At 70.8% G+C, this 23,446-nt stretch carries 26 protein-coding genes; 15 read left to right on the forward strand and 11 right to left on the reverse strand.

Annotated elements, in window-relative coordinates; translation table 11 throughout:
* Nucleotides 1-14: 14 nt before the first annotated feature.
* The 4 genes from OG556_RS08260 to OG556_RS08275 form a co-directional block, all read right to left on the reverse strand.
* Nucleotides 15-1,274 carry a hypothetical protein gene (locus OG556_RS08260; protein WP_371516552.1) on the reverse strand — a complete coding sequence of 420 codons (1,260 nt, stop codon included), beginning with the start codon at nucleotides 1,272-1,274 and terminating at the stop codon, nucleotides 15-17.
* A 129-nt stretch (nucleotides 1,275-1,403) separates the two neighbouring features.
* Nucleotides 1,404-1,658, reverse strand: coding sequence for a DUF397 domain-containing protein (locus OG556_RS08265; RefSeq protein ID WP_371516553.1), 255 nt, complete (start codon nucleotides 1,656-1,658; stop codon nucleotides 1,404-1,406).
* An 18-nt stretch (nucleotides 1,659-1,676) separates the two neighbouring features.
* The gene (locus OG556_RS08270) at nucleotides 1,677-1,811 is read right to left on the reverse strand and encodes a DUF397 domain-containing protein (protein WP_371516554.1); all 135 of its coding nucleotides are present in this window, start codon (nucleotides 1,809-1,811) and stop codon (nucleotides 1,677-1,679) included.
* On the reverse strand, nucleotides 1,771-2,775 hold the full coding sequence (locus tag OG556_RS08275) for a Scr1 family TA system antitoxin-like transcriptional regulator (RefSeq protein ID WP_371516555.1): 1,005 nt from the start codon (nucleotides 2,773-2,775) through the stop codon (nucleotides 1,771-1,773). The genes OG556_RS08270 and OG556_RS08275 overlap by 41 nt, the downstream gene beginning before the upstream one ends.
* 110 nt (nucleotides 2,776-2,885) lie before the next feature.
* On the opposite strand from OG556_RS08275, the gene OG556_RS08280 reads away from it, so the two are divergent.
* From OG556_RS08280 to OG556_RS08290, 3 genes are all read left to right on the forward strand, one after another.
* Nucleotides 2,886-3,338 carry an ATP-binding protein gene (locus OG556_RS08280; protein WP_371516556.1) on the forward strand — a complete coding sequence of 151 codons (453 nt, stop codon included), beginning with the start codon at nucleotides 2,886-2,888 and terminating at the stop codon, nucleotides 3,336-3,338.
* 13 nt (nucleotides 3,339-3,351) lie between these two features.
* Nucleotides 3,352-3,927 (forward strand): hypothetical protein, encoded by a 576-nt coding sequence (locus OG556_RS08285; RefSeq protein ID WP_371516557.1) that lies wholly within the window; start codon nucleotides 3,352-3,354, stop codon nucleotides 3,925-3,927.
* A 234-nt stretch (nucleotides 3,928-4,161) separates the two neighbouring features.
* Nucleotides 4,162-4,725 (forward strand): HD domain-containing protein, encoded by a 564-nt coding sequence (locus OG556_RS08290; protein ID WP_371516558.1) that lies wholly within the window; start codon nucleotides 4,162-4,164, stop codon nucleotides 4,723-4,725.
* Here OG556_RS08290 and OG556_RS08295 read toward each other — a convergent pair.
* Together OG556_RS08295 and OG556_RS08300 are read right to left on the reverse strand one after the other, a co-directional pair.
* The gene (locus tag OG556_RS08295) at nucleotides 4,713-5,180 is read right to left on the reverse strand and encodes an NUDIX domain-containing protein (RefSeq protein WP_363368600.1); all 468 of its coding nucleotides are present in this window, start codon (nucleotides 5,178-5,180) and stop codon (nucleotides 4,713-4,715) included. The genes OG556_RS08290 and OG556_RS08295 overlap by 13 nt on opposite strands.
* Nucleotides 5,167-5,937, reverse strand: coding sequence for an XRE family transcriptional regulator (locus OG556_RS08300; protein WP_371516559.1), 771 nt, complete (start codon nucleotides 5,935-5,937; stop codon nucleotides 5,167-5,169). Before OG556_RS08300 ends, OG556_RS08295 begins: the two co-directional genes overlap by 14 nt.
* 96 nt (nucleotides 5,938-6,033) lie before the next feature.
* Here OG556_RS08300 and OG556_RS08305 point away from each other — a divergent pair, with 96 nt between their 5' ends.
* The 5 genes from OG556_RS08305 to OG556_RS08325 all read left to right on the forward strand — a co-directional run bounded on the left by OG556_RS08305 (nucleotide 6,034) and on the right by OG556_RS08325 (nucleotide 9,977).
* Nucleotides 6,034-6,726, forward strand: coding sequence for an HAD family hydrolase (locus OG556_RS08305; protein ID WP_371516560.1), 693 nt, complete (start codon nucleotides 6,034-6,036; stop codon nucleotides 6,724-6,726).
* 167 nt (nucleotides 6,727-6,893) lie between these two features.
* On the forward strand, nucleotides 6,894-7,025 hold the full coding sequence (locus OG556_RS08310; RefSeq protein WP_371516561.1) for an albusnodin family lasso peptide: 132 nt from the start codon (nucleotides 6,894-6,896) through the stop codon (nucleotides 7,023-7,025).
* Between the two features lie 71 nt (nucleotides 7,026-7,096).
* Nucleotides 7,097-8,797 carry an albusnodin/ikarugamycin family macrolactam cyclase gene (locus tag OG556_RS08315; RefSeq protein WP_371516562.1) on the forward strand — a complete coding sequence of 567 codons (1,701 nt, stop codon included), beginning with the start codon at nucleotides 7,097-7,099 and terminating at the stop codon, nucleotides 8,795-8,797.
* On the forward strand, nucleotides 8,794-9,426 hold the full coding sequence (locus tag OG556_RS08320; protein WP_371516563.1) for a lasso peptide biosynthesis B2 protein: 633 nt from the start codon (nucleotides 8,794-8,796) through the stop codon (nucleotides 9,424-9,426). The genes OG556_RS08315 and OG556_RS08320 overlap by 4 nt, the downstream gene beginning before the upstream one ends.
* Nucleotides 9,426-9,977 carry a GNAT family N-acetyltransferase gene (locus tag OG556_RS08325; RefSeq protein ID WP_371516564.1) on the forward strand — a complete coding sequence of 184 codons (552 nt, stop codon included), beginning with the start codon at nucleotides 9,426-9,428 and terminating at the stop codon, nucleotides 9,975-9,977. Before OG556_RS08320 ends, OG556_RS08325 begins: the two co-directional genes overlap by 1 nt.
* A 135-nt stretch (nucleotides 9,978-10,112) precedes the next feature.
* Here the strand turns inward: OG556_RS08325 and OG556_RS08330 are convergent, their stop codons facing one another.
* The gene (locus OG556_RS08330) at nucleotides 10,113-10,526 is read right to left on the reverse strand and encodes a GNAT family N-acetyltransferase (RefSeq protein WP_371516565.1); all 414 of its coding nucleotides are present in this window, start codon (nucleotides 10,524-10,526) and stop codon (nucleotides 10,113-10,115) included.
* 249 nt (nucleotides 10,527-10,775) lie between these two features.
* On the opposite strand from OG556_RS08330, the gene OG556_RS08335 reads away from it, so the two are divergent.
* Nucleotides 10,776-11,627, forward strand: coding sequence for an alpha/beta fold hydrolase (locus OG556_RS08335; protein WP_371516566.1), 852 nt, complete (start codon nucleotides 10,776-10,778; stop codon nucleotides 11,625-11,627).
* An 84-nt stretch (nucleotides 11,628-11,711) separates the two neighbouring features.
* Here OG556_RS08335 and OG556_RS08340 read toward each other — a convergent pair whose 3' ends face one another.
* Nucleotides 11,712-12,113, reverse strand: coding sequence for a hypothetical protein (locus OG556_RS08340; RefSeq protein WP_371516567.1), 402 nt, complete (start codon nucleotides 12,111-12,113; stop codon nucleotides 11,712-11,714).
* 162 nt (nucleotides 12,114-12,275) lie between these two features.
* On the opposite strand from OG556_RS08340, the gene OG556_RS08345 reads away from it, so the two are divergent.
* Complete coding sequence (locus tag OG556_RS08345; protein ID WP_371516568.1) at nucleotides 12,276-12,776, forward strand: DUF6228 family protein; 501 nt, start codon at nucleotides 12,276-12,278, stop codon at nucleotides 12,774-12,776.
* An 82-nt stretch (nucleotides 12,777-12,858) separates the two neighbouring features.
* Here the strand turns inward: OG556_RS08345 and OG556_RS08350 are convergent, their stop codons facing one another.
* On the reverse strand, nucleotides 12,859-13,521 hold the full coding sequence (locus OG556_RS08350) for an O-methyltransferase (protein WP_371516569.1): 663 nt from the start codon (nucleotides 13,519-13,521) through the stop codon (nucleotides 12,859-12,861).
* Nucleotides 13,522-13,591: 70 nt separating this feature from the next.
* Between OG556_RS08350 and OG556_RS08355 the strand changes: the two genes are divergently transcribed.
* Entirely contained in the window at nucleotides 13,592-14,281 is a 690-nt protein-coding gene (locus tag OG556_RS08355) for a TetR/AcrR family transcriptional regulator (protein WP_371516570.1), read from the forward strand.
* Between the two features lie 69 nt (nucleotides 14,282-14,350).
* Here OG556_RS08355 and OG556_RS08360 read toward each other — a convergent pair whose 3' ends face one another.
* Together OG556_RS08360 and polA are read right to left on the reverse strand one after the other, a co-directional pair.
* Nucleotides 14,351-14,899 carry a GNAT family N-acetyltransferase gene (locus tag OG556_RS08360; RefSeq protein WP_371516571.1) on the reverse strand — a complete coding sequence of 183 codons (549 nt, stop codon included), beginning with the start codon at nucleotides 14,897-14,899 and terminating at the stop codon, nucleotides 14,351-14,353.
* Between the two features lie 209 nt (nucleotides 14,900-15,108).
* Nucleotides 15,109-17,796, reverse strand: a complete 2,688-nt coding sequence (gene polA, locus OG556_RS08365) for a DNA polymerase I (RefSeq protein ID WP_371522619.1) — start codon at nucleotides 17,794-17,796, stop codon at nucleotides 15,109-15,111.
* 299 nt (nucleotides 17,797-18,095) lie between these two features.
* Here polA and OG556_RS08370 point away from each other — a divergent pair, with 299 nt between their 5' ends.
* From OG556_RS08370 to OG556_RS08385, 4 genes are all read left to right on the forward strand, one after another.
* Nucleotides 18,096-18,560 carry a hotdog fold thioesterase gene (locus tag OG556_RS08370; RefSeq protein WP_363368771.1) on the forward strand — a complete coding sequence of 155 codons (465 nt, stop codon included), beginning with the start codon at nucleotides 18,096-18,098 and terminating at the stop codon, nucleotides 18,558-18,560.
* A 591-nt stretch (nucleotides 18,561-19,151) separates the two neighbouring features.
* Nucleotides 19,152-20,390, forward strand: coding sequence for a branched-chain amino acid ABC transporter substrate-binding protein (locus tag OG556_RS08375; protein ID WP_371516572.1), 1,239 nt, complete (start codon nucleotides 19,152-19,154; stop codon nucleotides 20,388-20,390).
* A 191-nt stretch (nucleotides 20,391-20,581) separates the two neighbouring features.
* Complete coding sequence (locus OG556_RS08380; protein ID WP_371516573.1) at nucleotides 20,582-21,511, forward strand: branched-chain amino acid ABC transporter permease; 930 nt, start codon at nucleotides 20,582-20,584, stop codon at nucleotides 21,509-21,511.
* Between the two features lie 5 nt (nucleotides 21,512-21,516).
* On the forward strand, nucleotides 21,517-23,445 hold the full coding sequence (locus OG556_RS08385; RefSeq protein WP_371522621.1) for a branched-chain amino acid ABC transporter permease: 1,929 nt from the start codon (nucleotides 21,517-21,519) through the stop codon (nucleotides 23,443-23,445).
* Nucleotide 23,446 lies beyond the last annotated feature (1 nt).

Genomic DNA, 23,446 nt, shown 5'->3' on the forward strand with positions numbered 1-23,446 from the left:
TGCCCGCGCCGCCGTCAGGAGATCGAGAAGCCCATCTGGCTCACCACCGGCGTCATCGGCACGTAGAGCACCTGCGCGTAGCAGGTCGTCGAGTGGGCCGTCGATCCAGCCGGGCAGCCGACCGCCGACCTTCCGGCCACGATCACGCCGCGAGCCTCCATGTCGCCGTTCGCGCCGGACGGGTTGGCGAGTGCGGGGCCGCCGCTGTCACCCTTCGCGCCGATCGCCCGTCGGTCACCGCCCTTCGACTCCGCGACGTCCACCGGCTTGATCTTCGTCCCCTCGTCGTTCGTCGTCTCGACATCGACCTTCTTGACCTCCACGTCGCACTTCCACCCCGACTGGGCGCCGCTGAGGCAGACGAGGTCCCCCACGTTGTTGCGTCCGACCCCGTACGTGCGCCGCGACGAACCGCCGCTGTCCGACCAGGCGCCGTCGTAGAACCGGCCGGCGCCGTTGCCGTTGATCCCGATCATGCCGACGTCCAAACCGTCGCCGATCGCGTACAGGTCGCCGATGTAGCCGCTGGTGCCGTTGTAGTACCGGCCGCTGCCGCAGTGTGCGGCGGTCAGCAGCACCTTCGTCCCGTCCTTCCAACCGCTGAACGCGGTCGAGCAGAACGAGGCCTTGCCCGTGTTGACTTCGGCGCCCGCGTAGTACGGCGCGTTGTCGGAGTGCCGGCTGCCGGACAGCGCTGCCGGGATGCCCTCGACGGTGGCCGTCACCGGCATCCCGGCGATCTCGGCGGCCGTCCGGGAATACGCCTGCTCGGTCGTGGCGCCGCCGGTCGGCCGGGTCGCCTTCGTCGGCACGTACGTGATCGCGATGGCGGTGCCGTCCTCCTGCGGGCCGATCGACGTCCACGTCTCGGGCGCCACAGCGGCGGTGAACCGGTCGATCGCGGCGCGCATCTCGGCACGGGAGTAAGGGCTTTGGTGAACGTCGACGGTGTAGCCGGGGCCGGCGTTCGCTTCGAGCAGCGCCCGGACCTCGGCCGGGGCCTCGCCCTTCCAGTAGATGTCGGCGTGCTGGTTCGACGCGTCGATCACGGTCCCGGCGTAGCCGTCCGCCGCCCGGTCGCCGGACTCCACCCAGTCCTGCACCGGGTCCGTCATGCGGTGGAGCTTCTGCTGGGCCTGCGGGTCGCGGAGCACCGGCAGGCTGACCGACGGGATCGACCCGTCCTGCCCGTCCGGCGCGGCGTCGGCGGCGACGAGGGCGGAGGCGGTCACGGCGGACAGGGCCAGGGACAGCAGGAGACGGGAGCGGCGCATACGCGGTCCTTCGACGAGGCTGGCGGGCCGACACCCAGCGTAGGGGCCGATCCACGTTTCGCCTGGTCAGAAGGCGCGTTCCGGGCGGCGGCAGGCGCACGCCGAAGGCGATGCGCCCCCGTCAGCGGATCACCGCTCCGGGAAGTCACCGGCCTGGACGGAGGAGAGGAAAGACGTCCAGGCCGAGGCCGGGAAGACGAGCACCGGCCCGTGCGGGTCCTTGGAGTCACGCACCGGGACCGCGCCGGGAAGGAATCCGAGGGCCACCTCGACGCACTCGCCCCCATCGTCCCCGCTGTAGCTGCTCTTGCGCCACGCGAGAGCCACCTCGATGCACTCGCCCGCGTCGCCCGCGCTGTAGCTGCTCTTCCGCCAGGTCACCATCGCCAGCTCCTTGGAGGCTTACGTCGGGAAGTCGCCCTCACGGACGGCCATCACGAAGGCTTCCCAGGCCGCCGCCGGAAAAACGAGGGCCGGGCCCTGCGGGTCCTTGGAGTCACGCACCGGGACGGCTCCGGGAAGGGATCCGAGGGCCACCTCGATGCACTCGCCCCCGTGATCCGCGCTGTAGCTGCTCTTGCGCCACCCGGTCACGCTGGGCTCGCTGCTCGTCATATCGGTACCTCTCCATCGCGTCGGCGATCCGTGCACGAGAGTCGCCCACCGAGAGTACATCGCCACGCAGAAAGTCAAGATCGCCACGATGCTCAACGACGATTGACGGTGCATCAGTGAAGTGTCCTCGATACAGACTCTCCGAGTAGACCCACTCCTTCCCATCCGGCATCTGCAGTAGGAACACAGACGTAGCAGGAAGCCGCGTGTTCGGGAGATCGAACGGCGCCACCTGAATGCTGATGTTCGGCCGCTCACCCAGAGCGAGAAGATGCTCCATCTGCTTCCGCATCACACCGGGGCCGCCATAGACACTGCGGATGGCGCTCTCGTGGAGAACCACGAGCAACATCGGCCCATCAGAGGCCAGGAATCGGTCCTGCCTACTCAGCCGAGCCGCGACTCGCTCAGCCACCAGCTCGGGATTGTCTCGGGCACCTCCGTTCGAGAAGACCGCATACGCGTACTCCTCGCACTGCAACAGGCCGTTGATTCGGTAGTACTGAAACACGCGAATCGCCACAGCCTCCTCTTCCAGCTCCACATACTTCTGGAACCAGTCCGGGTGCTCGATGTCCGCATGCCAGTCCACCCGCTCCCACAGTCGAACCAGCAGACCCCCCATGGCAAGTGCGGCGTCAGCTCTCTGCACGGTATCCCGGTCCATCGGCCTCTTGCCGCCCTCCCACCGAGTGATCACCGTTCGGTGGCAGTGCAAGAGCCTGCCCAAGTCTTCCTGCGTGTAGCCGGCCTGCTCCCGTGCGAAACGGAGCGCTTCGCCGAACATCACCGCCGGGCTCGACGTGAGCCCGCTCTCCAGTCGCCGATGTGCCATCGCAATCCCCCTCAGGTGCCGCAGTTCCCCACACGCCGATTTGGTCGCCACCGTAACTCCGGCACCCCGATGATTGACACCTGAGAGCGATCTTTCGCGTGCACAGCGTCACATCGCGCTCCCTTCGCGCTCCCCCATCCGCCCCCTTGAGGTGCCCCGCCATGCTCAAAATCCGTACCGCTCCCCGCCCCCGCACGTTCGCCGCTCGCCTGGACTCCCGCACCGAATCCACCCCCATTGCACGGCAGTTGCTCCGTGCCTACCTCGCCGCGCTCCCCACCGGCGACCGCTACCGCGACACCGCCGAACTCCTCCTCGGCGAACTCTTCGCCAACGCCGTCCAACACACCGCCGACGCCCCCACCGACCGCCTCATCGAGATCCGCTTCGCCCTCACCAACGACCACCGCCTACGCCTCGAAGTCCACGACGCCGGCACCGGCCGCCCCTCCCTCCACACCCCCACACCCGACGACGAACACGGACGCGGCGTCCTCCTCGTCAACGAACTCGCCGAGAAATGGGGCTGCTGCCCCCGCGCCGGCGGCGTCGGCAAGTTCGTCTGGGCCCTCATCGCCCCCACGCCCCCCACCTCCACCCTCCTCACCGTCTGAACAGGCACCCACCATGCGACTCCCCCTCACCGCCCGCCACCTGTTCGACACCGGCTCCACCCCCGCCGACACCTACGCCACCCTCGCCCGCCGCACCCGCGAACCCCTGCGCTCAGCCCGCGCCGTCTGCACCGCCCTCGGCATCCCCGCCGCCGAAACCCAACGCCGCCTCGACGACTGCTACGACGCCCTCCTCGCCAACCCCCGCCCCGGCACCGAGAACGACACCGGCGAACTCCTCGAAGCCCTCGGCGTCTTCGACATCCCCAAAACCCCCGACGACCGCGACCTCGCCATCATCGAACTCCTCATCACCGCCATCGACGCCCACGGCAGCATCCGCGCCGGCCACCAACACGGCCTCACCCGCTGGTTCACCACCGGCAACCTCACCACCGCCTACCTCTCCCTCACCGCCACCCAACCCCACCCCACCACCGGCAACCCCACCCACTACTGGACCACCCTCACCACCGCCGGCGAACTCCTCCTCACCACCACCCCCGACCCCCGCCTCAAACCCGCCCTCACCCACTGCCGCACCCAAGCCCAAGCCCAAGCCCAAGCCGCCCACACAACCCACCCATGAACACAGAAAGTCGACCCACCCGACTTCCTGCGCACACCAGAAACACGGCCCCCGCCCGCACGCGGCGCGTTAGACGCAATGCCGCTGACGTTGCGGTCTTCCACTGTTCTCTGGCCGCAGCATCGCCGCAGGTCGGCGGCTCGCGATCGCCGTCAAGTCACTGACATTGCCCCTGGAGAAAGAGGCCCCGCTGGTGGTGGGTCTTGGACTCTCACCGCTGGGCACGATCCATCCATGAAGCATGGACTTCTTGCGTGGGCACAGTCATTGGCCGAGAAGGAACTCGCCGAGCCGCTCCGGCGCCGATGGCAGCACTCGCTCGGTGTTGCTCAGCGTGCTGCCGGCCTCGCACACGTACTCGGGGGCGATGCCGAGCTTCTGGTCTCGGCCGCGGTCCTGCATGACGTCGGGTACGCGCCGCGGCTCGCAGCCACCCGGTTTCACCCGCTGGACGGTGCCAGGTTCCTTCGTGACGTTCATGGCGCGGACGACCGGCTGACGCGGTTGGTGGCGAACCACTCGTTCGCGTTGCTGGAGGCGGAGGAGCGCGGGCTTCGTGACGTGTTGGAGGCGGAGTTCCCGCTGCTGGAGGACCAGCGCCTGGTGGACGCCCTGGTGTACTGCGACATGACGACGACGCCCGACGGGGTGCGGACGACCGCCGAGGAGCGGGTGGCGGAGATCGTCGGCCGCTACGGGGCGGGCAGCGTGGTGGGGCGGTTCATCCGTCGGGCGGCGCCGGAGGTCTTCGCGGCGGTGGCGCGGGTGGAGGCGGCGCCGGCGGCTCAGCCGAGGTAGGGGTAGGTGCCGGCGAGGTAGTCGCCGATCTGCTGACGCATGCTGGGATGGATGTCGTACTGGTCGAGGTCAGCGGGCTGGATCCAGCGGACGCCGTCGGCCTCGTCGTTGATCGTGGGCTCGCCGCCGACGGGGCGGCCGATGTAGGCGTTCTCGTACTGCTGGCGGATCTCGCCGTCGGTGTAGGCGACGATGTGGTGGGGGTTGGTGTAGACGCCCAGGAAGCCGGTCACCTCGGCGATGACGCCGGTCTCCTCCAGGCATTCGCGAACCGCGCACTGGGCGGCGGTCTCCCCGATGTCCTGCGCTCCGCCGGGCAGGGCCCACTGGCCGGTGTCGCGGCGGCGCTGCAACAGGATCGCACCGCTGTCGTCGACCACGAGCAGGTTGCTGGCGGGGATGAGGGTGTTGGCCTTGGGGGCGTCGGGGTCGTTGAGGTACTCAGTCCTGCCCATGCGGGGTGTTCCCCTCCGGTTCGGGTGTCCAGGGCTTTGCGCTGCCCCAGACGGCTTCGAAGCTCTGAGCGTAGTTGTCGAACCAGCCCATGGGGTCGACCCTCTTGAGGTGGAGCAGGGGGTTGGCGCTCGCGGGCTGGCCCCACACGTGCGGGTTGAGCAGGAGGTCGCCGTCGTAGCGGAACAGCGAGTTGTAGAGCGTGGTGTCGTGGAGGCGCACTTCACAGCCGGCCTTGGCAGGCAGACTCCGGTAGTAGGTGAGCGAGGCGCGGATCTTCGCAGCGAGGGTGTCGCCGATACCCTCCTCTCGGCCCCGGACAGCGGCGGCCTTGCCCATTGGGTCTCCGAAGCAGAGGCGCACGCGAACGCCCGCCGCGGCCCGCTCCGCGAGCATCCTCGCCACGTGAGGGTTGGTCTGGGCGAAGAACGTCCCGGAGAACACGAGTACGTCGATCTGCGTCTTGGCCTCCTGCAGCAGGGACAGCCACATCTCCCTGGGTACGCTCGCCCGGTTGGCATAGGTGCCGACCAACTCGATGCCGACCGTCGGCGGTCGACCTGTCCGGGGCCGGAGCACGGGCCAGAGCAAGGTCTCTTCAACTCGCAAGTGCTGGGCGGCCACGAAGCGGTGTCGCGGGTGCGGCACGCGACCGCTGAGCCAACGGCCCACGGTCTTGGGGTCCACCTCGCAGGCGGCGGCGAGTGATTCGGGGGAGACACCGCGCTGGGCGAGTACGGAGCGAAGTCGCTCGTTCACAGAGCCCATACAAGCCGAGGCGGGCGTGGGCTCGCAAGGACGTTGCGGGGCGTTTTCATCGAGCTGACTGGTCGACAGAGTACCTACGCTGGCGACATGCCGTTGATCATCCTCTGGGACATCGACCACACGCTCATCGAGAACGCGGGGGTGAGCAAGGAGATCTACGCCGCCGCCTTCACCTCCCTGGCGGGACATCCTCCGATATGGGCGGCTCGGACCGGAGGCCGCACCGACCGTCTGATCATGCGCGAGATGTTCCTCCGCAACCGCCGGCCGGAGCCCGACTGGACGACCGTCCAAGCAGCCCTTGAGGCTGCGGGAGCTGAGCGGCTGGGCGAGCTGCGCCGACGCGGCAGGGCTCTGCCGGGCGTCCGGGCGGCCCTCGCAGCGGCAGCAGACCAGCCCGACTGGGTCTCCTCGGTACTGACCGGCAACGTTGCGGCCAACGCGCGAGTGAAGCTCACGGCCTTCGATCTCGACGAGCTGCTGGATATGACTGTCGGGGCCTATGGGGCCGATGCTGTCCAGCGTCCGGAGCTGGTTGCCGTCGCCCGTGAACGCGTTCATCGGCACCACAGCCTGCCCGTCGATGTGCCGGTCGTCCTGGTGGGGGACACTCCTCGCGATGTGGAGGCGGCGCTCGCCTCGAACGCCGAGATCATCGCGGTGGCCACGGGAGTCGACAGCCAGGCCGACCTCGTCGCCGCCGGCGCGAGCACCGTGCTGCCGGACCTGTCGGACACCTCAGGTCTTCTGGGACTCCTGCGGTCGTTCGCGTCGCGCTGAGAACGTCCCAGGACGTCCAAAATACGTCCCGGTACGCGGTGCCGCAGTCCCAACAGTCTCCGCCACCATCAGATCACCGGCCACGCAGGACGTCGCCGCGCGGAAGGCTGCACGACCCACCGCAGCGAGCCCCGCTGCGATCCGCAACCAGCATGAGGAGAGCCAGCATGGAGGACACCAGCACCTTCGACCCGGAGCAGGACGGCGAGGTCGTGATCCTGGGCGACGCGGCCGCTCTGACGAACGGCAGCAACAGCAACAGCGTCGAGGGCAAGCGTTCGCCCTACGACGCGGCCTGACGGCACGGCGGCGGCACCCCGTCGGGGTGCCGCCGCACCACTCACGGGCTCGGCACATCGGAGGCGATCACATGGGCTGGTTCGGCGGCCACCTCACACGCACCAGCACGGCGCACATCCCCCTCGGTGCACGTCTGCTGTGGCGGAAACCGCTCCTCTGGTCCGTCGGCACCCCGGTGAGGCTGGCCAAGGGCCGCGGCGGGCGGCGCCTCGCCGTGTTCGGTCCTTGCGGGGCGGCCGACGCCGAACTGGCCCGGCTGGTGGACGCGACCGATCTCTCAACGCTGGACACAGCAGCGACGGCGTGGCCCGGGGCCTACGCCCTGGTCCTCGACGACGGGCACGGTGCCCAGCTGATCTGGTCCGACCCGATCGGCGCATGCCCCCTGTACTCCACCCGTATCAGCGGCGCGGCGGTCTGGGCTTCCAGCTCTCTGGCCCTCGCCCGCCTACGAGGAGCACGACCCGACACGACCTGGCTGGCCGCGCACCTCGTGGACCCGGCCGGGTGGACGCCGGGCCACTCGGCCTGGACGGATGTCGAGCAGATCCCACCAGGGCATCGGCTGCTCGCGCGGCCGGGCGTCGCTTCCGATACCACCCCGTACTGGCGTAGGCCCGTACTGGCCTGGCACGAGGCGGTCCATCGTCTGCGCGAGGATCTGGCCGGGGCCGTGAGCTCGCGGATCAATGGCCAGGCGGTCTCCTCCGACCTCTCCGGTGGTCTGGACTCCAGCACGTTCGCGGCGCTCGCCGCCGGCCACGGCCCGGTCATCGCGGTCACCTACCACCCGAAGGGGACCGCCACAGGCGGAGACGTCGACCACGCTCGCACCGTCGCCAGGGCCTTCCCCTCCATCCGGCACGAGTTCATGGCGCTTGGCACCGAGCACCTTCCGTACAGCGCCCCGGACACGCTGCCACTGACCGACGAGCCCGCGCCATCGGCCATCACCATCGCTCAACTCACCTCCCAGATGGCCATGTTGGCGAGCCACGGAGCCAGAGTCCACCTGACGGGAGACGGCGGGGACACCCTGTTCATGCAGCCACCGGTACACCTGGCCGACCTCGCCCGATCCGGCCGCCTCCTACGAATGGCCCGCGATGCCCAGACATGGGCCCGCCTCTACCGCACCAGCCCCTGGCCCGCGCTCGCAGCCGCCTGGACCAACCCCCAAGCCCTGGCCGACGGCGCCATCCGTCCCCCGTGGCTGACCGATCGCGCTGTGGCTCTCGCAGCCGAAGCCACCCAGCCCTACCGCGATGTCCTCACCTTGGGCCACGCCGACACCCGTCTCCTGACCGAGGCCCGCTACGTCGCCCGGACGGCGGCAACCGAGAACCAGGTCGCCGCCGAGCACGGCATCGCCATGCACAACCCGTTCACCGACCCCCGTGTGGTGGAGACCGTGCTGGCCGCCGACCCTGCCAGACGCTGGTCCGCCCGCCGGTACAAGCCACTGCTGTCCGACGCGGTCACCGGACTCCTTCCCCCGCAGGTCGTGGAGCGGGGCGCCAAGGGGACCTTCGCCGTCGACCACCATCACGGTCTGCGGGCCAACGAGGCTCGCGTCCTGGACCTCGTGGACGGCCACCTCGCCGGCCTCGGCCTGATCCGCCCCGGCACGGTCCGATCCCTGCTGCGGCAAGCTCTCCTCGGCGTGGACATCCCCTGGGGAAGGATCGAGCCGTTGCTGGGAACCGAGCTCTGGCTGCGGGCCGCCGACACGGCCACGTCACAGGTCCGGTGGGAGGTTCACGCCGCATGACACCGACACCCAGTGGGGACACCCGCACCGCCCTGACCAGCAGGGCCGGGATCGTCGTCAACTACCGGACCGGTGCGACCGTCCTCCTGACGGGCGACGCCCTGTCGAAATGGCTCACCGCCGTCCAGAACAGCCCCGCGCCGCCCCCGGTCACCATCGCCGAGTCGGTCCCGTCCTGGGGCACCGACGAGAACACCGCCCGGCTCGACCACCTGCCTACCCCGCCCTGGGCCTGGCGGACCTCGGCAACAGCCTGCCTGCTGATCACCCTCGCCGTCCGCCACCTCGGCTCCCCCGCTTCGAAGTTCGGACGGATGGCCCGGCTGGCCGAGACAGGCCATCGACTGCCCAGGGCCCGTACGGCGCACGCTCGCGCGGCGGTGCTCTCCGTTCGGTGGGCCGCACGCGCGATCCCCGCCCGGGTCGCTTGTCTCGAGGAGTCCACCGCGGCGTCCCTCCTGCTCGCCGTCGGCCGACGCGGCGGGGCCTGGCGGCACGGCATCGCCGCCGATCCCATCCGCCTGCACGCCTGGATCTGCGACGCTCAGGAGGAGCCCGTCGAAGAGCCCGAGCGCACCAAGCGCTACACCCCGATCAACGTACCCAACCCCACTGGAACGAGAACCTGATGAGCACACCCCACATCCTGCTGACCGGCGAGCGTGTCAGCCTGGCCATGACCGACCGCGACCACCTGCCCGACTACCACCGCTGGGAGAACGACCCCGGCACGATCCTCGGCTACGGCACCCAGGTCGCCCAGTCCTGGGAGGTCCGTGCCGGCGGCTGGGAGGGACAGGGCCGCAACCGCGACTACCCTCAGTTCGAGGTGATCACGGCCGACGACCACACCCCGGTCGGCCTCACGACGCTCTCCATCGACCCCGCCGTGCGCACCGCCGAGTTCGTCATCCTCATCGCGCCCGAGGCCCGCGGCAAGGGCCTCGCCGCCGAGGCCACCGCCCTGACCCTTCGCTGGGCCTTTCAGTACTCCGCACTGAGGATGGTCTGGCTGAAGGTCCTGGAGCCGAACGCGGCGGGCGTCGCGGCCTACCAGAAGGCAGGCTTCCAGCCCGCCGGACGCCTCCGGCAGTCCGGCTACTGGCTCGGCCGTCCCTGCGACGAGCTTCTGATGGATGCCACCGCCGACGACTTCCTGTTCACCGGAGAACCGGCCTGACCGGGGCTGGGTCGTGCTTACGGACCTTGCCGTACCGCACCGGGTCGCATCCGGGGTCGCCGAGTCCGCCGGTGGCGGCCCCTGCCTGCACCGGCAGCCACGACAGCACCCACTGAAGCTACGGATGCGGCCCGTTCAGAGCCGCATGAGCCCGGCGGCGGTCGGCCGGAATCCGCACTGGCCGTAGAAGGACTCCAGGTGCGGTTCGTAGTCGACGTGCAGCCACTCGGCGCCGCGTGCCCTCGCCTCGTCGGCGGCCGCCCTCACCAGCCGGGTCCCGAGCCCCTGCCCGCGCTCGTCCGGGTGGACGGTGGTGTCCAGGACGAAGGCGTGCACACCGCCGTCGCCGACGACGTTGACGAATCCGACCAGTCGGTTCCCCCGGCGCGCCGCGATCCAAGCGAGGCTGCGGGCCAGCATCGGCGCGAAGGAGGTCGGCTTGTGATCCGGCCACGACGCGCCGAACAGTTCGTCGAGTTCGGCATCCGTCAGCTCAGGACACACTGCCAACACCCCGTCATCGGCCCACGACGCATCACTGGTCACCATGCAGGGCAGCCTGCCATGCATCCACGTGTGATCGCCGCTCCACTCCTCGCCCGGGCCTCGAAGGCGGTGACCCCGCGCGTGCGATCGTCGACAGCGACGGGCCGGGCTGAACGCAGGAAGTCGGCCCCGCCGACTTCCTGTGCCTGGGCCCTCACGCCAAGTGCGAGCACCGGCGTCGGCCCGCCGCGTTCGCCCGCCCAACCCTGTGATGTGATCGTCCTGTTGACGTGCTACCAACAGGAGCTGACCATGTCCTCACCCCTGCCCACCCCAGTCCGTCTGACCGTCGGCCGGCACACCTTCGACGGGCTCGCCGCCGGGCCCGCCGACGGGGAGCTCGTCCTGCTGCTGCACGGGTTCCCCGAGTTCGCCGACTGCTGGAGCGCCGAGCTGACCGCGCTGGCCGCGGCCGGCTACCGCGCCGTGGCGGTGGACCAGCGCGGCTACTCCCCCGACGCCCGCCCCGCGGACATCGCGGACTACTCCGTCGAGCTGCTGGTCGCGGACGCGCTGGGCTTCGCCGACGCCCTGGACGCGCCGCGCTTCCACCTGGTCGCCCACGACTGGGGCGGCCTCGTCGCCTGGGCACTGGCCTCCACCCACCCGGAGCGGCTGCACAGCCTGACCGTGCTCTCCACCCCGCACCCCGAGGCGCTCTACGAGGCCCTGAACAACGACAGCGACCAGCGCCAACGCTCCCAGTACATCAGGGAGTTCCGCCTGCCGGAGCACGTGGCCGAGCGGGCCATGCTGGCCGACGACGCGGCCAGGCTGCGCGCGATCTACCGGGGCGCGCTGCCGACGGACCAGGCCGAGTCCAACGTCCGACGCCTGACCGAGCCGGGCGTGCTGACGGCCGGGCTCAACTGGTACCGGGCGATCAACGAGGAACTCCGGGTGCCGGCCGGCGAGATCACCGTCCGCACGCTCTTCGTCTGGGGCACCGAGGACCGCGCCCTGGGCCGCGACGCCGCCGACCTGACGGCCAAGCACGTCAGCGCCCCGTACCGGTTCGTCGCGCTGGAGGGCGCCACCCACTGGCTGCCGGAGGCCGACGCCGAGCGGATCGTGCCGCTGCTCCTGGAGCACCTCGCGGGCTGACCCGGAGGTGCTCCCGGCGCGCCGCCCCACCGGCGCGCCGGCTTCGCCGCCCCCAGCCCGCCCCGGCCCTCCCCCAGCCCTCCTTCAGCCCGCCCTCGACGCGTTCCGGGATCGCGCCCAGCTCTCCGCCTGCTCCGGATCCCACAGGAAGCGGGCGCCGAAATCCTTCTCCTCGCCCGGTCCCGCCTCCGTCAACGCGCGCACCAGCGCCGGGCTGTAGACGGCATGGACCCGGAAGTTCACCAGGAACCGGCTCTTGATCACGATCCGCACGTAACGACGGCTGTTGCCCCGATGACGTCCGGCGACGATGACGCAGTCACCGCCGTCGCCCCAGGCCGGCGGCGCGATCCACACCTTCGCCCCCGGCGCGAAGTGCCGCAGCCCCTTGCGGATCTCCGCCCCGCCTTCGCCGTGAGCGGTCTCCTGAGCGACATTGGCCACGAGGCACACGCCCAGCGGCTCCGGTCCGGTTGCATCCGTCATGGCAGCCATGATCGCCTGGCGGGGCGCAGTGGCGCGCGTCCTTTTCCCGGGGCCGGCCGTGCGGGCCGTCGGCCGACGGCGACCGGCTCCGCCCACGCGATCGCACCGGGCCGGGCCGGAATCACGATGACTTCCGGCACCGCGCCGTCTATCGTCCGGCGGATGAACGACCAGCGCACCGACCCCACCGACCCCACCGCCCCCACCGACGCGCCGGCCGTCGACGTCCGCTGCCGGAACGACCCGGCCACCCGGGTCAGGCTCACCGACCGCCACTTCCCGGACGAGCACGGCACCGGCTTCGCCGTGGAACTGCACGCCGAAGGCCTCCGGGCCCGGCTCGACTCGGTCACCGCCTGGGCCTGCGGCCCGGACCATCCGGCCGACTTCCTCGACGAGTTGGCCGCCGACTACCGGGGCTGGGAGGCGGAGCGCACCTGGCGCACCCACCGCCTCGCCCTGCGGGCCGTCTTCCGCCCGGGGGGCCACGTCGGCCTCACCTGGACCGTCCGGCCCCGGATCGGTCGGGACGCATCCTGGGAGGCCTCGGTCACCACGTGGCTGGAGGCCGGGGAACAGCTGGCCGGTCTCGCCTCGGACGTCCGCCAGTTCCTCGACCCCGGCGACCTGACGGAGTCCCGTCCGTCCGGAGGTACCGCGTGACCGGTGTCCTCTCACCGGGTTCCGCCCCCACGAAGAAGGCGGCGCCCACACCTGATCACGACGTCACACGGGTCTAGCGGGTCTAGAGGCGGCAGCTGATCTCCATTCCGTCCTCCACGGGGAACGTGACGCTCTGGTAGCCGTTGCGGGGGTCGCGGACGTAGTCGAGGTAGGGGGCGAGGGCCTCCAGGTCGACGTCGTCGGCGACGACGAGGGTGCCGGGCGCGAGGCGGGGTTCGAGGAGTCGCAGGACGGGCAGGCACAGGTCCTTCCAGCCGTCGAGGAGGACGAAGTCCGCGGAGCCGTCGACTGCGGCGAGGGTGTCGCGGGCGTCTCCTTCGAGGACGGTGATCAGGTCGTCCAGCCCCGTCTCGGCGAACGTCCGGCGGGCGGCCGCGGCCTTGGCGGCGCTCAGCTCCGTACTGATCACCCGCCCCGTCCCGTTGTCGCGCACCGCGGCGGCGAGGTGGAGCGTGGAGATGCCGAAGGACGTGCCGAACTCGACGACGGTGGCGGGGCGGACGGCCCGGATCAGGTTGTAGAGGAGGCGGCCGCCCTGGGCGGAGATCGGCATGTAGACCTCGGCGTTGGCGTCGGCCCGCTCCTGCGGGCCGAGGGGCCCGGAGTCCTGGGGCCATGCCGCCCGGATCCGCCTGCTGGTCTCCTCGTCCTGCTCGGCATGCCGGAACATCCGGTCGAGGGCGGTGGCGACGCGGGGGTCTTCGAGGGTGTTGGTGGGTGTCATGGGCCTAGACTAGACGCACCGTTGCGTTGCGTCTAGCGGTTCTGGCCTACCCTGGCCCCAGGAGGCAGACATGGAACGAGGAAGTACGGCCGCCGCGGCGGCCGGGTCGCAACCGGCGGCGCGCCACCACGGCAACCGGCACGGCCGCAGCGAACAGGCCCGGCAGGCGGTGCTGGAGGCGGCCGACGACCTCTTGGTCGAGAAGGGCTTCAGCGGCGTCACCATCGAGGGCATCGCCGCCCGGGCGGGCGTCGCCAAGCAGACCGTCTACCGCTGGTGGAAGACCAAGACCGACATCCTCCTGGACGCCTTCCTCCAGGACGCGGCCGAAGCCCTGACCCCGCCGGACCACGGCAGCCTGGCCCCGGACCTGCGCGCCCACCTGCGCCAACTGGCCCTGTTCCTCACCCGGTCCGACGCGGGCGCCGTCTTCAAGGCCCTCATCGGGCACGCCCAGCACGATCCCGCGTTCGCCGCCGCCCTGCGGTCCGGGTACCTCGACGAACAGCGCCGACGCGACCGGCTCCCGCTGGAACGCGCGATGGAACGCGGCCAGCTCGCCGCCGGACTCGACATGGCGGCGGAGATCGACCAACTCGTGGGGCCGCTCTACCACCGCGTCCTGGTGACGGCGGAACCCGTGGACGAGGCTTTCACCGACCGCCTCGTCGAGGCGTTCCTGCACCGCGCGAACGTAGCCGACGTGGCGGACGTAGAGGACGTAGCCGACGTAGCGGACGCAGCGGACGCAGCGAAGTAGCCGACGCAGCCGAGACGGTGAGCAGCTGACTCCCGGGCCTCGGCGGGACCGCCGAGCAGGTGGCCGCGCTCAGTGCCGAGTGGTTGTTGCGGCGTACTGGTCCGACGACAACGCGAACACCCGCACTCGCCGACCGCCGGCGGGACTGACGGTCTCACGGTCCAGCCGCATCCCCAGTTTGGTCATGATCCGTTCGGAGGCGTCGTTGCCCACCTGAGTGATGCTGACGATCCGCTCCAGCCCTCGCTCCTCGAACGCGAACCGCACAGCGGCCGCAGCGGCCTCGGTGGCCAAACCCTGCCCCCAGTGGGAGCGCCCCAGCCGCCAGCCGACCTCGACCGCCGGCAGTACCTCCGGCAGGAAGCCGGGGACGGAGAGGCCGGTGAACCCGGCCAGCTCACCGGTGGACCGGATCTCCACGGCGAACAGGCCGAAGCCCTGCGCCTCCCACTCGCTCTCCCAGGCCTGGATCCCGCTGCGGGTCTGCTGCTCGTCACGGACGCTGCCGTCACGGATCCACCGCATGACCTCGGGGTCGGCATTGACGGCAGCCATGGGCGCGACGTCCTCCTCGCGCCAGCGGCGCAGGATCAGACGCGGAGTCTCAAGCGTGACCATCAGATCATTCTGGACCGCCACGCGGCTCCCCGCCATCCCCCGCTGCCCACCGCTGCCCACCGCTGCCCACCGCCGATCGTCGCGCCCGCTGCGCGACGGCCCGCGGAAACGTAGCGGCGGGCCCGGACACCAGCCGTGTCCGAGCCCGCCGAGAACCACAACGCCGAACCGCAACACCGAACCGCGGCGCCGAGAACCGCGCCGCCGGATCAGTGCGCGGCGGCCTCCCAGTTGGCGCCGACGCCCACCGAGACGTCCAGCGGGGCACGCAGCGGGTAGGCGCCGGCCATCTGCTCGCGGACGATCGCCTCGACCTGCTCGCGCTCGCCCGGCGTCAGCTCCAGCACGATTTCGTCGTGCACCTGGAGCAGCATCCGGGAGGTGAGGCCGGCGGCGCGCAGCGCCTCGTCCACCCGCAGCATGGCGATCTTGACGATGTCGGCGGCCGAGCCCTGGATCGGGGCGTTGAGGGCCATCCGCTCCGCCATCTCGCGGCGCTGGCGGTTGTCGCTGTTGAGGTCCGGCAGGTAGCGGCGGCGGCCGAGCAGCGTCTCGGTGTAGCCGGTGGCGCGGGCCTCGTCGACGACCCGGCGCAGGTAGTCGCGGACGCCGCCGAAGCGCTCGAAGTAGGTGTCCATCAGGCCCTGGGCCTCGCCGGGCTTGATGCCGAGCTGCTGCGAGAGCCCGTACGCGGACAGCCCGTAGGCGAGGCCGTAGGACATCGCCTTGATCTTGCGGCGCATCTCGGCGTCCACCGCGGTGCCCGGGACCTCGAAGACCTGGGAGGCGACGGTGGTGTGCAGGTCCTCGCCGGTGGCGAAGGCCTCCAACAGGGCCTCGTCCTCGGAGAGGTGGGCCATGATGCGCAGTTCGATCTGCGAGTAGTCGGCGGTGAGCAGCGACTCGTAGTCCTCGCCGACGACGAAGGCGCGGCGGATGGCGCGGCCCTCCTCGGTGCGGACGGGGATGTTCTGCAGGTTCGGGTCCTGCGAGGAGAGCCGGCCGGTGGCGGCGACCATCTGGTTGAAGGTGGTGTGGATGCGGCCCTTGGGCGAGACCGTCTTGAGCAGGCCCTCGACGGTGGTGCGCAGCTTGGCCTGGTCGCGGTGGCGCAGCAGGATGACGGGCAGTTCGTTGTCGGTCTGGGTGGCGAGCCAGGTGAGCGCGTCGGCGTCGGTGGTGTAGCCGGTCTTGATCTTCTTGGTCTTGGGGAGGGCGAGCTCGCCGAAGAGGATCTCCTGGAGCTGCTTGGGCGAGCCGAGGTTGAACTCGCGCCCGGCGGCGGCGTGCGCCTCCTCGACCACGCGCTGGATCTCGGTGGCGAACTGCGCCTCCAGGCTGGTGAGCCAGGGGCGGTCGGCGGCGATGCCGGTGCGCTCCATCCGGGCCAGCAGGGCGGCGATCGGCAGCTCCATGTCGCGCAGCAGCCCGGTGGCGCCGACCTCGGCGAGGCGGGTGTCGAAGAGCGCGGCGAGGTCGAGGACGGCGCGGGCCTGGAGCATGAGCGCCTGGGCGCCGGCCGCCGGGTCCTCCTCCGGGGCGTCGAAGGCGAGTTGGCCGTCCTCGGTGGCGGGGGCGGGGGTGAGCGAGCGGGCCAGGTACTCCTCGGCGAGCACCTCCAGGGTGAAGGTGCGGCGGCCGGGCTTCTCCAGGTAGGCGGCGAGGGCGGTGTCGGCGACGACGCCCTCGATGGCCCAGCCGCGCTCGGCGAAGGCCCGCATGACCTGCTTGGCGATGTGCAGGGCCTTGGGGGCAGCCGGGTCGGCGAGCCAGGCGGCGAAGGCCCGCTCGTCCTCCTCGGCGAGCTGCGCCGGGTCGAACCAGGCGGCGGACTCCCCTGCGGCCAGGGCGACTTCGGTGACCTCGCCGGTGCCGAGCGCCCACTGGTAGACGGCGGCGAGGGCGACCGGGGCCTTGGTGTCGGCGGCGTGCTCGCGCAGCCAGCCGGCCAGCGTGCCCGGGTCGGTGAGGAGTTCGCCGTCGACCTCGACGCCGGGGGCGAGTTCGGCCGCGGCCTCCTCCTCGCCGGCGGCCGGGTCGATGCCGTGGACGCGGTCGCGGAAGTTGGCGTTGCGGAACTCCAGCGACTCCATCAGCGTGCCGACGGCGGCCTTGTCGAACGGGGCGCGGGCCAGGTCGCCGACGCCGAGCGGGAGTTCGACGTCGCGGACGAGCTCGGTGAGGACGCGGTTGCGCTTGACCGAGTCGAGGTGTTCGCGCAGCTTCTCGCCGATCTTGCCCTTCACCTCGTCGGCGCGGGAGACGAGTTCGTCGAAGGAGCCGAACTGGTTGACCCACTTGGCGGCGGTCTTCTCGCCGACGCCGGGGATGCCGGGCAGGTTGTCGGACGGGTCGCCGCGCAGGGCGGCGAGGTCCGGGTACTGGCGCGGGGTGACGCCGTACTTCTCGGCGACCTTCTCCGGGGTGTAGCGGGTGAGCTCGGAGACGCCCTTGGTCGGGTAGAGGACGGTGATGTGGTCGGTGACCAGCTGGAGGGAGTCGCGGTCGCCGGTGACGATGTCGACGTCGTAGCCGGCCGCCTCGGCGGCGGTGGCCAGGGTGGCGATGATGTCGTCGGCCTCGAAGCCCTCGGCCGTCAGCCGGGGGACGTTCATCGCGTCGAGCAGTTCGCCGATCAGGGGGACCTGGCTGCGGAACTCGTCCGGCGTCTTGGCGCGGTTGGCCTTGTAGTCGGGGAACTCGACGGAGCGGAAGGTCTGCCGGGAGAGGTCGAAGGCGACGGCGAGGTGGGTGGGCTGCTCGTCCCGGACGGTGTTGGCGAGCATCGAGGCGAAGCCGTAGACCGCGTTGGTGGGCTGGCCGGTGGAGGTGTTGAAGTTCTCCACGGGCAGGGCGTAGAAGGCCCGGTAGGCCATCGAGTGCCCGTCGAGCAGCATCAGCCGGGGCCGCGGGCCGGCCCCGCCGCCACCCGTCGCGCCCTTGTCCGTACTCTGCGTAGCCACGTCAACGTCCCGTTCCTGCCGATTCCACTACCGGCCACCGATCCTATGGCCCGGCACCGACAAAAGGGGCGCCGTGCCGGTCGGGCGCGGGGCGCGGGCGCCCGTCGACACGGCCCGACCCCGGACACGGCCCCGAACACGCCCCGACCCCGGACACGGCCGCTACCGCCGAGTAGGACGGTCGTACGATCACAGGCAGCACGATGACGATCCCCGAGCGGCAGGAGTTCCCCATGACCGACGCGGCCCCCGACGCGGCCCCCGTCCTGAAGGTCCCGCAGGACGTGCTGGACCACTTCGCCAAGCTCGGCGTCGACCCGCAGACCTTCTCCGGCGGCGCCCTCGGCGAGAAGCTCGGCATCCGGATCGTCGAGGCCTCCGGCGACCGGGTGGTCGGCACCATGCCGGTGGAGGGCAACCAGCAGCCGTACGGGCTGCTGCACGGCGGCGCGTCGGCGGCACTGGCCGAGACGCTGGGCTCGATCGGCGCGATGCTGCACGCGGGCCCCGGCCGGTACGCGGTCGGGGTGGACCTCAACGCCACCCACCACCGCTCGGCCACCTCCGGGCTGGTCACCGGGGTGGCGACGGCGGTGTTCAAGGGCCGCACCGCCGCCACGTACGAGATCGCGATCACCGACGACACCGGCAAGCGGGTCACCAGCTGCCGGCTGACCTGCATGCTGCGCGACCTCTGACCCCGCGCCGGGGTCCTTCCCGGTGCCGACGGTTCATCAAATCCCTTGGCCGCCCCCTTGTTTGACCTTCCGCCCCCCTGGGCAGGCGTTGGTCTGGACAAGGGGGCGGCGGCATGTCCGGGCGCGGCCGACGCGGCAGCATGCCCGGAAACCGCGTAGGTAACGCTGTGTAACAAGTAGGAAATCCGAGCAATGGCCCGCTCCGAGGCCCGCAGGCGGCCCGGAGTTCCCTCGCCATGCCCTCGTTGTCCGAAATTCGGACAGGCATGACCGGAACAAGTGAATCGGACATGCGTGTCCGACTATCGACCAGGCCAGCTGCAACCCCCATTTCTGGCCCTTACATCGCCCCAACAGCCCCTAAACGCCCTACATCGGCGGATCGGTCGCGCCAAAACGACCACATGCTGAGACAAGTGCTCTGTGTGCTCATAACAAGAGAATCACAGCCTCGCCACACCACTGCCCGAGTCGCCCAGAGGCATCTAGAGTCACGGCCAGTCACCGCGCCAACGGATTGGGCCCGGCCCTCCGCGCATCCCGGCTCCCGCCAACTCAGGCGCGGCGCCTCCCGAACCGAAGGGGACCCTCGTGCGTCACCGTTCCGCAATTGTCGTGAGCATTGCCGTGATCGGCGCCCTGAGCCTCAGCGCGTGCGGCTCCCGCGACGACAAGAAGTCCGCCGACGGAGGCAGCGGCAACAGCGGCTCCGCCACCACCGTCACCATCGGCATCGACGCCCCGCTCACCGGCGACCTCTCCGCCATCGGCATCGGCATCCGCAACTCCGTCGACCTCGCGGTCAAGAAGGCCAACGAGCAGAACGAGGTCCCCGGCGTCAAGTTCCAGGTCAAGGCCCTGGACGACACCGCCAAGCCCGGCCCCGGCCAGCAGAACGCCACCCAGCTCGTCGCCGACAACAGCGTCCTCGGCGTCGTCGGCCCGCTCAACTCCAGCGTCGCCCAGTCGATGCAGCAGATCTTCAACGACGCCAACCTCGTCGAGATCTCCCCCGCCAACACCGGCGTCGCCCTCAGCCAGGGCGAGAAGTGGGTCACCGGCGAGAAGAAGCGCCCCTTCAAGACCTACTTCCGCACCGCCACCACCGACGCCGTCCAGGGCCCCTTCGCCGCCCAGTACCTCGCCAAGGACGCCAAGAAGTCCAAGGTCTTCCTCATCGACGACCAGAAGACCTACGGCGCCGGCCTCGCCGCCACCTTCAAGGCCGAATTCACCAAGCAGGGCGGCAGCATCGTCGGCGAGGAGCACGTCAACCCCGACGACCGCGACTTCTCCGCCATCGTCACCAAGGTCAAGACCTCCGGCGCCGAAGCCGTCTACTACGGCGGCGAGTACCCCGCCGCCGGCCCGCTCTCCCTCCAGCTCAAGGACGCCGGCGTCAACATCCCGCTGATGGGCGGCGACGGCATGCAGAGCGCCGACTTCATCAAGCTCAACCCCAAGAGCGCCGGCGACTTCGCCACCGCCGTCGGCGGCGCCGTCGAACAACTCCCCACCGCCGCCAAGTTCATCGCCGACTACAAGGCCGCCGGCTACAAGGACCCCTACGAGACCTACGGCGGCTACTCCTACGACAGCGGCTGGGCCATCATCCAGGCCGTCAAGGCCGTCGCCGCCGCCAACAACGGCAAGCTGCCCGCCAACCCGCGCGCCGCCGTCGTCGACGCCGTCCAGAAGGTCTCCTTCGACGGCGTCACCGGCAAGGTCTCCTTCGACGAGTTCGGCGACACCACCAACAAGCAACTCACCGTCTACACCGTCAAGGACGGCAAGTGGACCGTGGAGAAGACCGGCACCTTCAGCGGCTGAACCTCCAGCGGCCCGACCTCCAGCGGCTCAGCCCTCAGCGGCTGAACCCTCAGTGGCGGAACCTCAACCGCTGAACCGGCCGCACCACCTTCCAGCAGCACAGCGCGCGGGGGCGCCACGAGTGCCCCCGCGCGCCCCCACATCCACCACACCCACGCGGACACCCCCGAACGCACTACGGAGGCCCAGCGGTGCACGACCTACCGCAGCAGCTGGCCAACGGCCTGATCCTCGGCGCCCTCTACGGACTCGTCGCGATCGGCTACACGATGGTCTACGGCATCGTCCAGCTCATCAACTTCGCCCACGGCGAGATCGTCATGGTCGGCGGCTTCGGCGCCCTGACCGCCTACCTCGCCCTCCCCGGCGGCACCACCCTGTGGCTGGCCCTGCCGCTCATGCTGATCGCCGGCATCCTGGTCTCCACCCTCACCGCCGTCGCCGCCGAGCGCTTCGCCTACCGGCCCCTGCGCAACGCCCCCCGACTCGCACCCCTCATCACCGCGATCGGGCTGTCCATCTTCCTCCAGCAACTCGTCTTCTCCTTCTACCCCGACGCCAAGAAGGCCCGGGTCTTCCCCAAGATCCCCGGCGACCCCTTCAGCCTCGGCTCCGTCACCATCCAGCGCAGCGACCTCTTCCTGCTCGTCGCCGCCCCGCTGTGCATGCTCGCCCTCGGCTGGTTCGTCACCCGCACCCGCTCCGGCCGCGCCATGCAGGCCACCAGCCAGGACCCCGACACCGCCAAGCTCATGGGCATCGACACCGACCGCATCATCGTCATGGCCTTCGCCATCGGCGCCGCGTTCGCCGCCGTCGCCGCCGTCGCCTACGGACTGCGCAGCGGCCAGGTCGACTTCCGCATGGGCTTCATCCTCGGCCTCAAGGCCTTCACCGCCGCCGTCCTCGGCGGCATCGGCAACATCTACGGAGCCATGCTCGGCGGCATCGCCCTCGGCCTCGCCGAAAGCCTCGCCACCGGCTACATCCAGCACCTCCCCGGCATGCACCTCTTCGGAGGCGGCGCCTGGAAGGACGTCTGGGCCTTCGTACTCCTCATCCTCGTGCTCCTCGTCCGGCCCCAGGGCCTGCTCGGCGAGCGCGTCGCGGACAGGGCGTGACCACCATGACCACCACCACCGAAACCACCCCGGTCATCCCCCTGCCGGCCCGCGCCGCCGCCGCCCTCACCGGCCTCGGCGCCCTCACCACCGCCGCCTCCGCCGCCCTCCCCTGGACCTGGACCTCCGACTTCCCCGGCGACCTCACCTACACCGGCTCCCCCGCCGGCCTCCAATGGCTCGCCCTCGCCGCCGGACTCCTCGTCCTCCTCCTGCTCCTCGCCACCCACGGCACCCCCGGCCTGCGCTGGGCCGCCCCCACCCGCAGCCACAACGCCGTCCTCTACGCCGCCACCGGCGCCCTCGCCGTCAGCGTCTTCTCCGTCGCCGCCATCGCCACCGAACTCGGCGGCCTCGCCAACCTCGAAGCCGGCGGCTGGATCCTCGCCGCCGGCGGCCTCCTCACCGTCCTCGGCGCCCTCGGCCTCCCCCTGGACCGCCGCACCCGCGTCCCGCTGCGCATCCTCGACAGGCGACTCTTCCTGCTCGTCCCCGTCGCCCCCGCCGGCTGGTTCGCCGCCCACGCCATCCCCGGCGACCAGGCCGTCGCCCCCGTGATGACCGCCCTCGCGGGCGCCCTCGCCATCGCCGCCGGCGTCGTCCTGCTCCTCCAGCTCGGCCACCTCGCGAACGCCTGGCTGCGCCTGGGCACCGTCGACCGGCCCCTGCCCGCGCCGCGCCAACTCCCCTCCTGGGCCGAAGTCCTGATCATCGTCCTGGCCTTCGGCCTCGGACTGTTCGCGATCACCTTCGGCATCGACACCGAGTACGGCGAACTCTTCATCGGCTACCTGCTGCTCGCCGCCCTCGTCGTCCCCGCCCTCACCCGGTCCGGCCTGCTCGCCCGGCTGCGCGCCCTGACCGTCAAGCACCGCCCCGTCACCACCGGCGCCGCCTTCGCCGCCGCCGCCAGCTTCCCCTTCACCCAGACGAGCGACCAGTACACCTCCGTCGCCACCAACATCCTGATCTTCGCCACCGTCGCCCTCGGCCTCAACATCGTCGTCGGCCTCGCCGGCCTGCTCGACCTCGGCTACGTCGCCTTCCTCGGCGTCGGCGCCTACGCCGCCGCCCTGGTCTCCGGCTCCCCCGCCTCCCCCATCCACGTCCAGTTCCCGTTCTGGGCCGCGATGCTCACCGGCGCCGCCGTCTCCATGGTCTTCGGCGTCCTCATCGGCGCCCCCACGCTGCGACTGCGCGGCGACTACCTCGCCATCGTCACCCTCGGCTTCGGCGAGATCTTCCGCATCACCATGCTCAACCTCAACGGCACCACCGGCCCCAAGGTCACCAACGGCTCCAACGGCATCCCCCGGATCCCCGACCTGGAGATCCTCGGCTTCGACCTCGGCAAACCGCACACCGTCGCCGGCATCGAACTCGGCCGCTTCTCCAACTACTACCTGCTGATGCTCCTCGTCACCGCCCTGGTCGTGCTCGTCTTCGCCCGGGTCGGCAACTCCCGCATCGGCCGCGCCTGGGTCGCCATCCGCGAGGACGAGACCGCCGCCGAGGCCATGGGCATCAACGGCTTCCGCCTCAAGCTCCTCGCCTTCGCCCTCGGCGCCTGCCTCGCCGGCCTCGCCGGCACCGTCCAGGCCCACGTCAGCTACACCGTCACCCCCGACCAGTACACCTTCGCCGAGGCCCTCCCGCCCAACTCCGCGTTCCTGCTCGCCGCCGTCATCCTCGGCGGCATGGGCACCATCAGCGGGCCCCTCGCCGGCGCCACCCTCCTCTTCCTCATCCCCAAGAAGCTCGAATTCCTCTCCGACTACCAGCTGCTCGCCTTCGGCGCCGCCCTCATCATCCTGATGCGCGTCCGCCCCGAGGGCCTCATCCCCAACCGGCGCCGCCAACTGGAGTTCCACGAGGCCGCCATCCCGGCCCAGCCCGCCGGCGACGGCGCCGCACTCACCAAGGCAGGGGCGTGAC

Origin of the sequence: Kitasatospora sp. NBC_01300 (assembly GCF_041435235.1) — a bacterium.
GTDB lineage: Bacteria > Actinomycetota > Actinomycetes > Streptomycetales > Streptomycetaceae > Kitasatospora.

What these genes read in the sequence shown, in the direction of transcription:
- OG556_RS08260 (WP_371516552.1), bottom strand. Translation starts at nt 1,274, where the DNA reads ATGCGCCGCTCCCGTCTCCTGCTGTCCCTGGCCCTGTCCGCCGTGACC.
- OG556_RS08265 (WP_371516553.1), bottom strand. Translation starts at nt 1,658, where the DNA reads ATGGTGACCTGGCGGAAGAGCAGCTACAGCGCGGGCGACGCGGGCGAG.
- OG556_RS08280 (WP_371516556.1), top strand. Translation starts at nt 2,886, where the DNA reads ATGCTCAAAATCCGTACCGCTCCCCGCCCCCGCACGTTCGCCGCTCGC.
- OG556_RS08285 (WP_371516557.1), top strand. Translation starts at nt 3,352, where the DNA reads ATGCGACTCCCCCTCACCGCCCGCCACCTGTTCGACACCGGCTCCACC.
- OG556_RS08290 (WP_371516558.1), top strand. Translation starts at nt 4,162, where the DNA reads ATGAAGCATGGACTTCTTGCGTGGGCACAGTCATTGGCCGAGAAGGAA.
- OG556_RS08295 (WP_363368600.1), bottom strand. Translation starts at nt 5,180, where the DNA reads ATGGGCAGGACTGAGTACCTCAACGACCCCGACGCCCCCAAGGCCAAC.
- OG556_RS08305 (WP_371516560.1), top strand. Translation starts at nt 6,034, where the DNA reads ATGCCGTTGATCATCCTCTGGGACATCGACCACACGCTCATCGAGAAC.
- OG556_RS08310 (WP_371516561.1), top strand. Translation starts at nt 6,894, where the DNA reads ATGGAGGACACCAGCACCTTCGACCCGGAGCAGGACGGCGAGGTCGTG.
- OG556_RS08315 (WP_371516562.1), top strand. Translation starts at nt 7,097, where the DNA reads ATGGGCTGGTTCGGCGGCCACCTCACACGCACCAGCACGGCGCACATC.
- OG556_RS08320 (WP_371516563.1), top strand. Translation starts at nt 8,794, where the DNA reads ATGACACCGACACCCAGTGGGGACACCCGCACCGCCCTGACCAGCAGG.
- OG556_RS08325 (WP_371516564.1), top strand. Translation starts at nt 9,426, where the DNA reads ATGAGCACACCCCACATCCTGCTGACCGGCGAGCGTGTCAGCCTGGCC.
- OG556_RS08330 (WP_371516565.1), bottom strand. Translation starts at nt 10,526, where the DNA reads ATGGTGACCAGTGATGCGTCGTGGGCCGATGACGGGGTGTTGGCAGTG.
- OG556_RS08335 (WP_371516566.1), top strand. Translation starts at nt 10,776, where the DNA reads ATGTCCTCACCCCTGCCCACCCCAGTCCGTCTGACCGTCGGCCGGCAC.
- OG556_RS08340 (WP_371516567.1), bottom strand. Translation starts at nt 12,113, where the DNA reads ATGACGGATGCAACCGGACCGGAGCCGCTGGGCGTGTGCCTCGTGGCC.
- OG556_RS08345 (WP_371516568.1), top strand. Translation starts at nt 12,276, where the DNA reads ATGAACGACCAGCGCACCGACCCCACCGACCCCACCGCCCCCACCGAC.
- OG556_RS08350 (WP_371516569.1), bottom strand. Translation starts at nt 13,521, where the DNA reads ATGACACCCACCAACACCCTCGAAGACCCCCGCGTCGCCACCGCCCTC.
- OG556_RS08355 (WP_371516570.1), top strand. Translation starts at nt 13,592, where the DNA reads ATGGAACGAGGAAGTACGGCCGCCGCGGCGGCCGGGTCGCAACCGGCG.
- OG556_RS08360 (WP_371516571.1), bottom strand. Translation starts at nt 14,899, where the DNA reads ATGGTCACGCTTGAGACTCCGCGTCTGATCCTGCGCCGCTGGCGCGAG.
- polA (WP_371522619.1), bottom strand. Translation starts at nt 17,796, where the DNA reads ATGCTGCTCGACGGGCACTCGATGGCCTACCGGGCCTTCTACGCCCTG.
- OG556_RS08370 (WP_363368771.1), top strand. Translation starts at nt 18,096, where the DNA reads ATGACCGACGCGGCCCCCGACGCGGCCCCCGTCCTGAAGGTCCCGCAG.
- OG556_RS08385 (WP_371522621.1), top strand. Translation starts at nt 21,517, where the DNA reads ATGACCACCACCACCGAAACCACCCCGGTCATCCCCCTGCCGGCCCGC.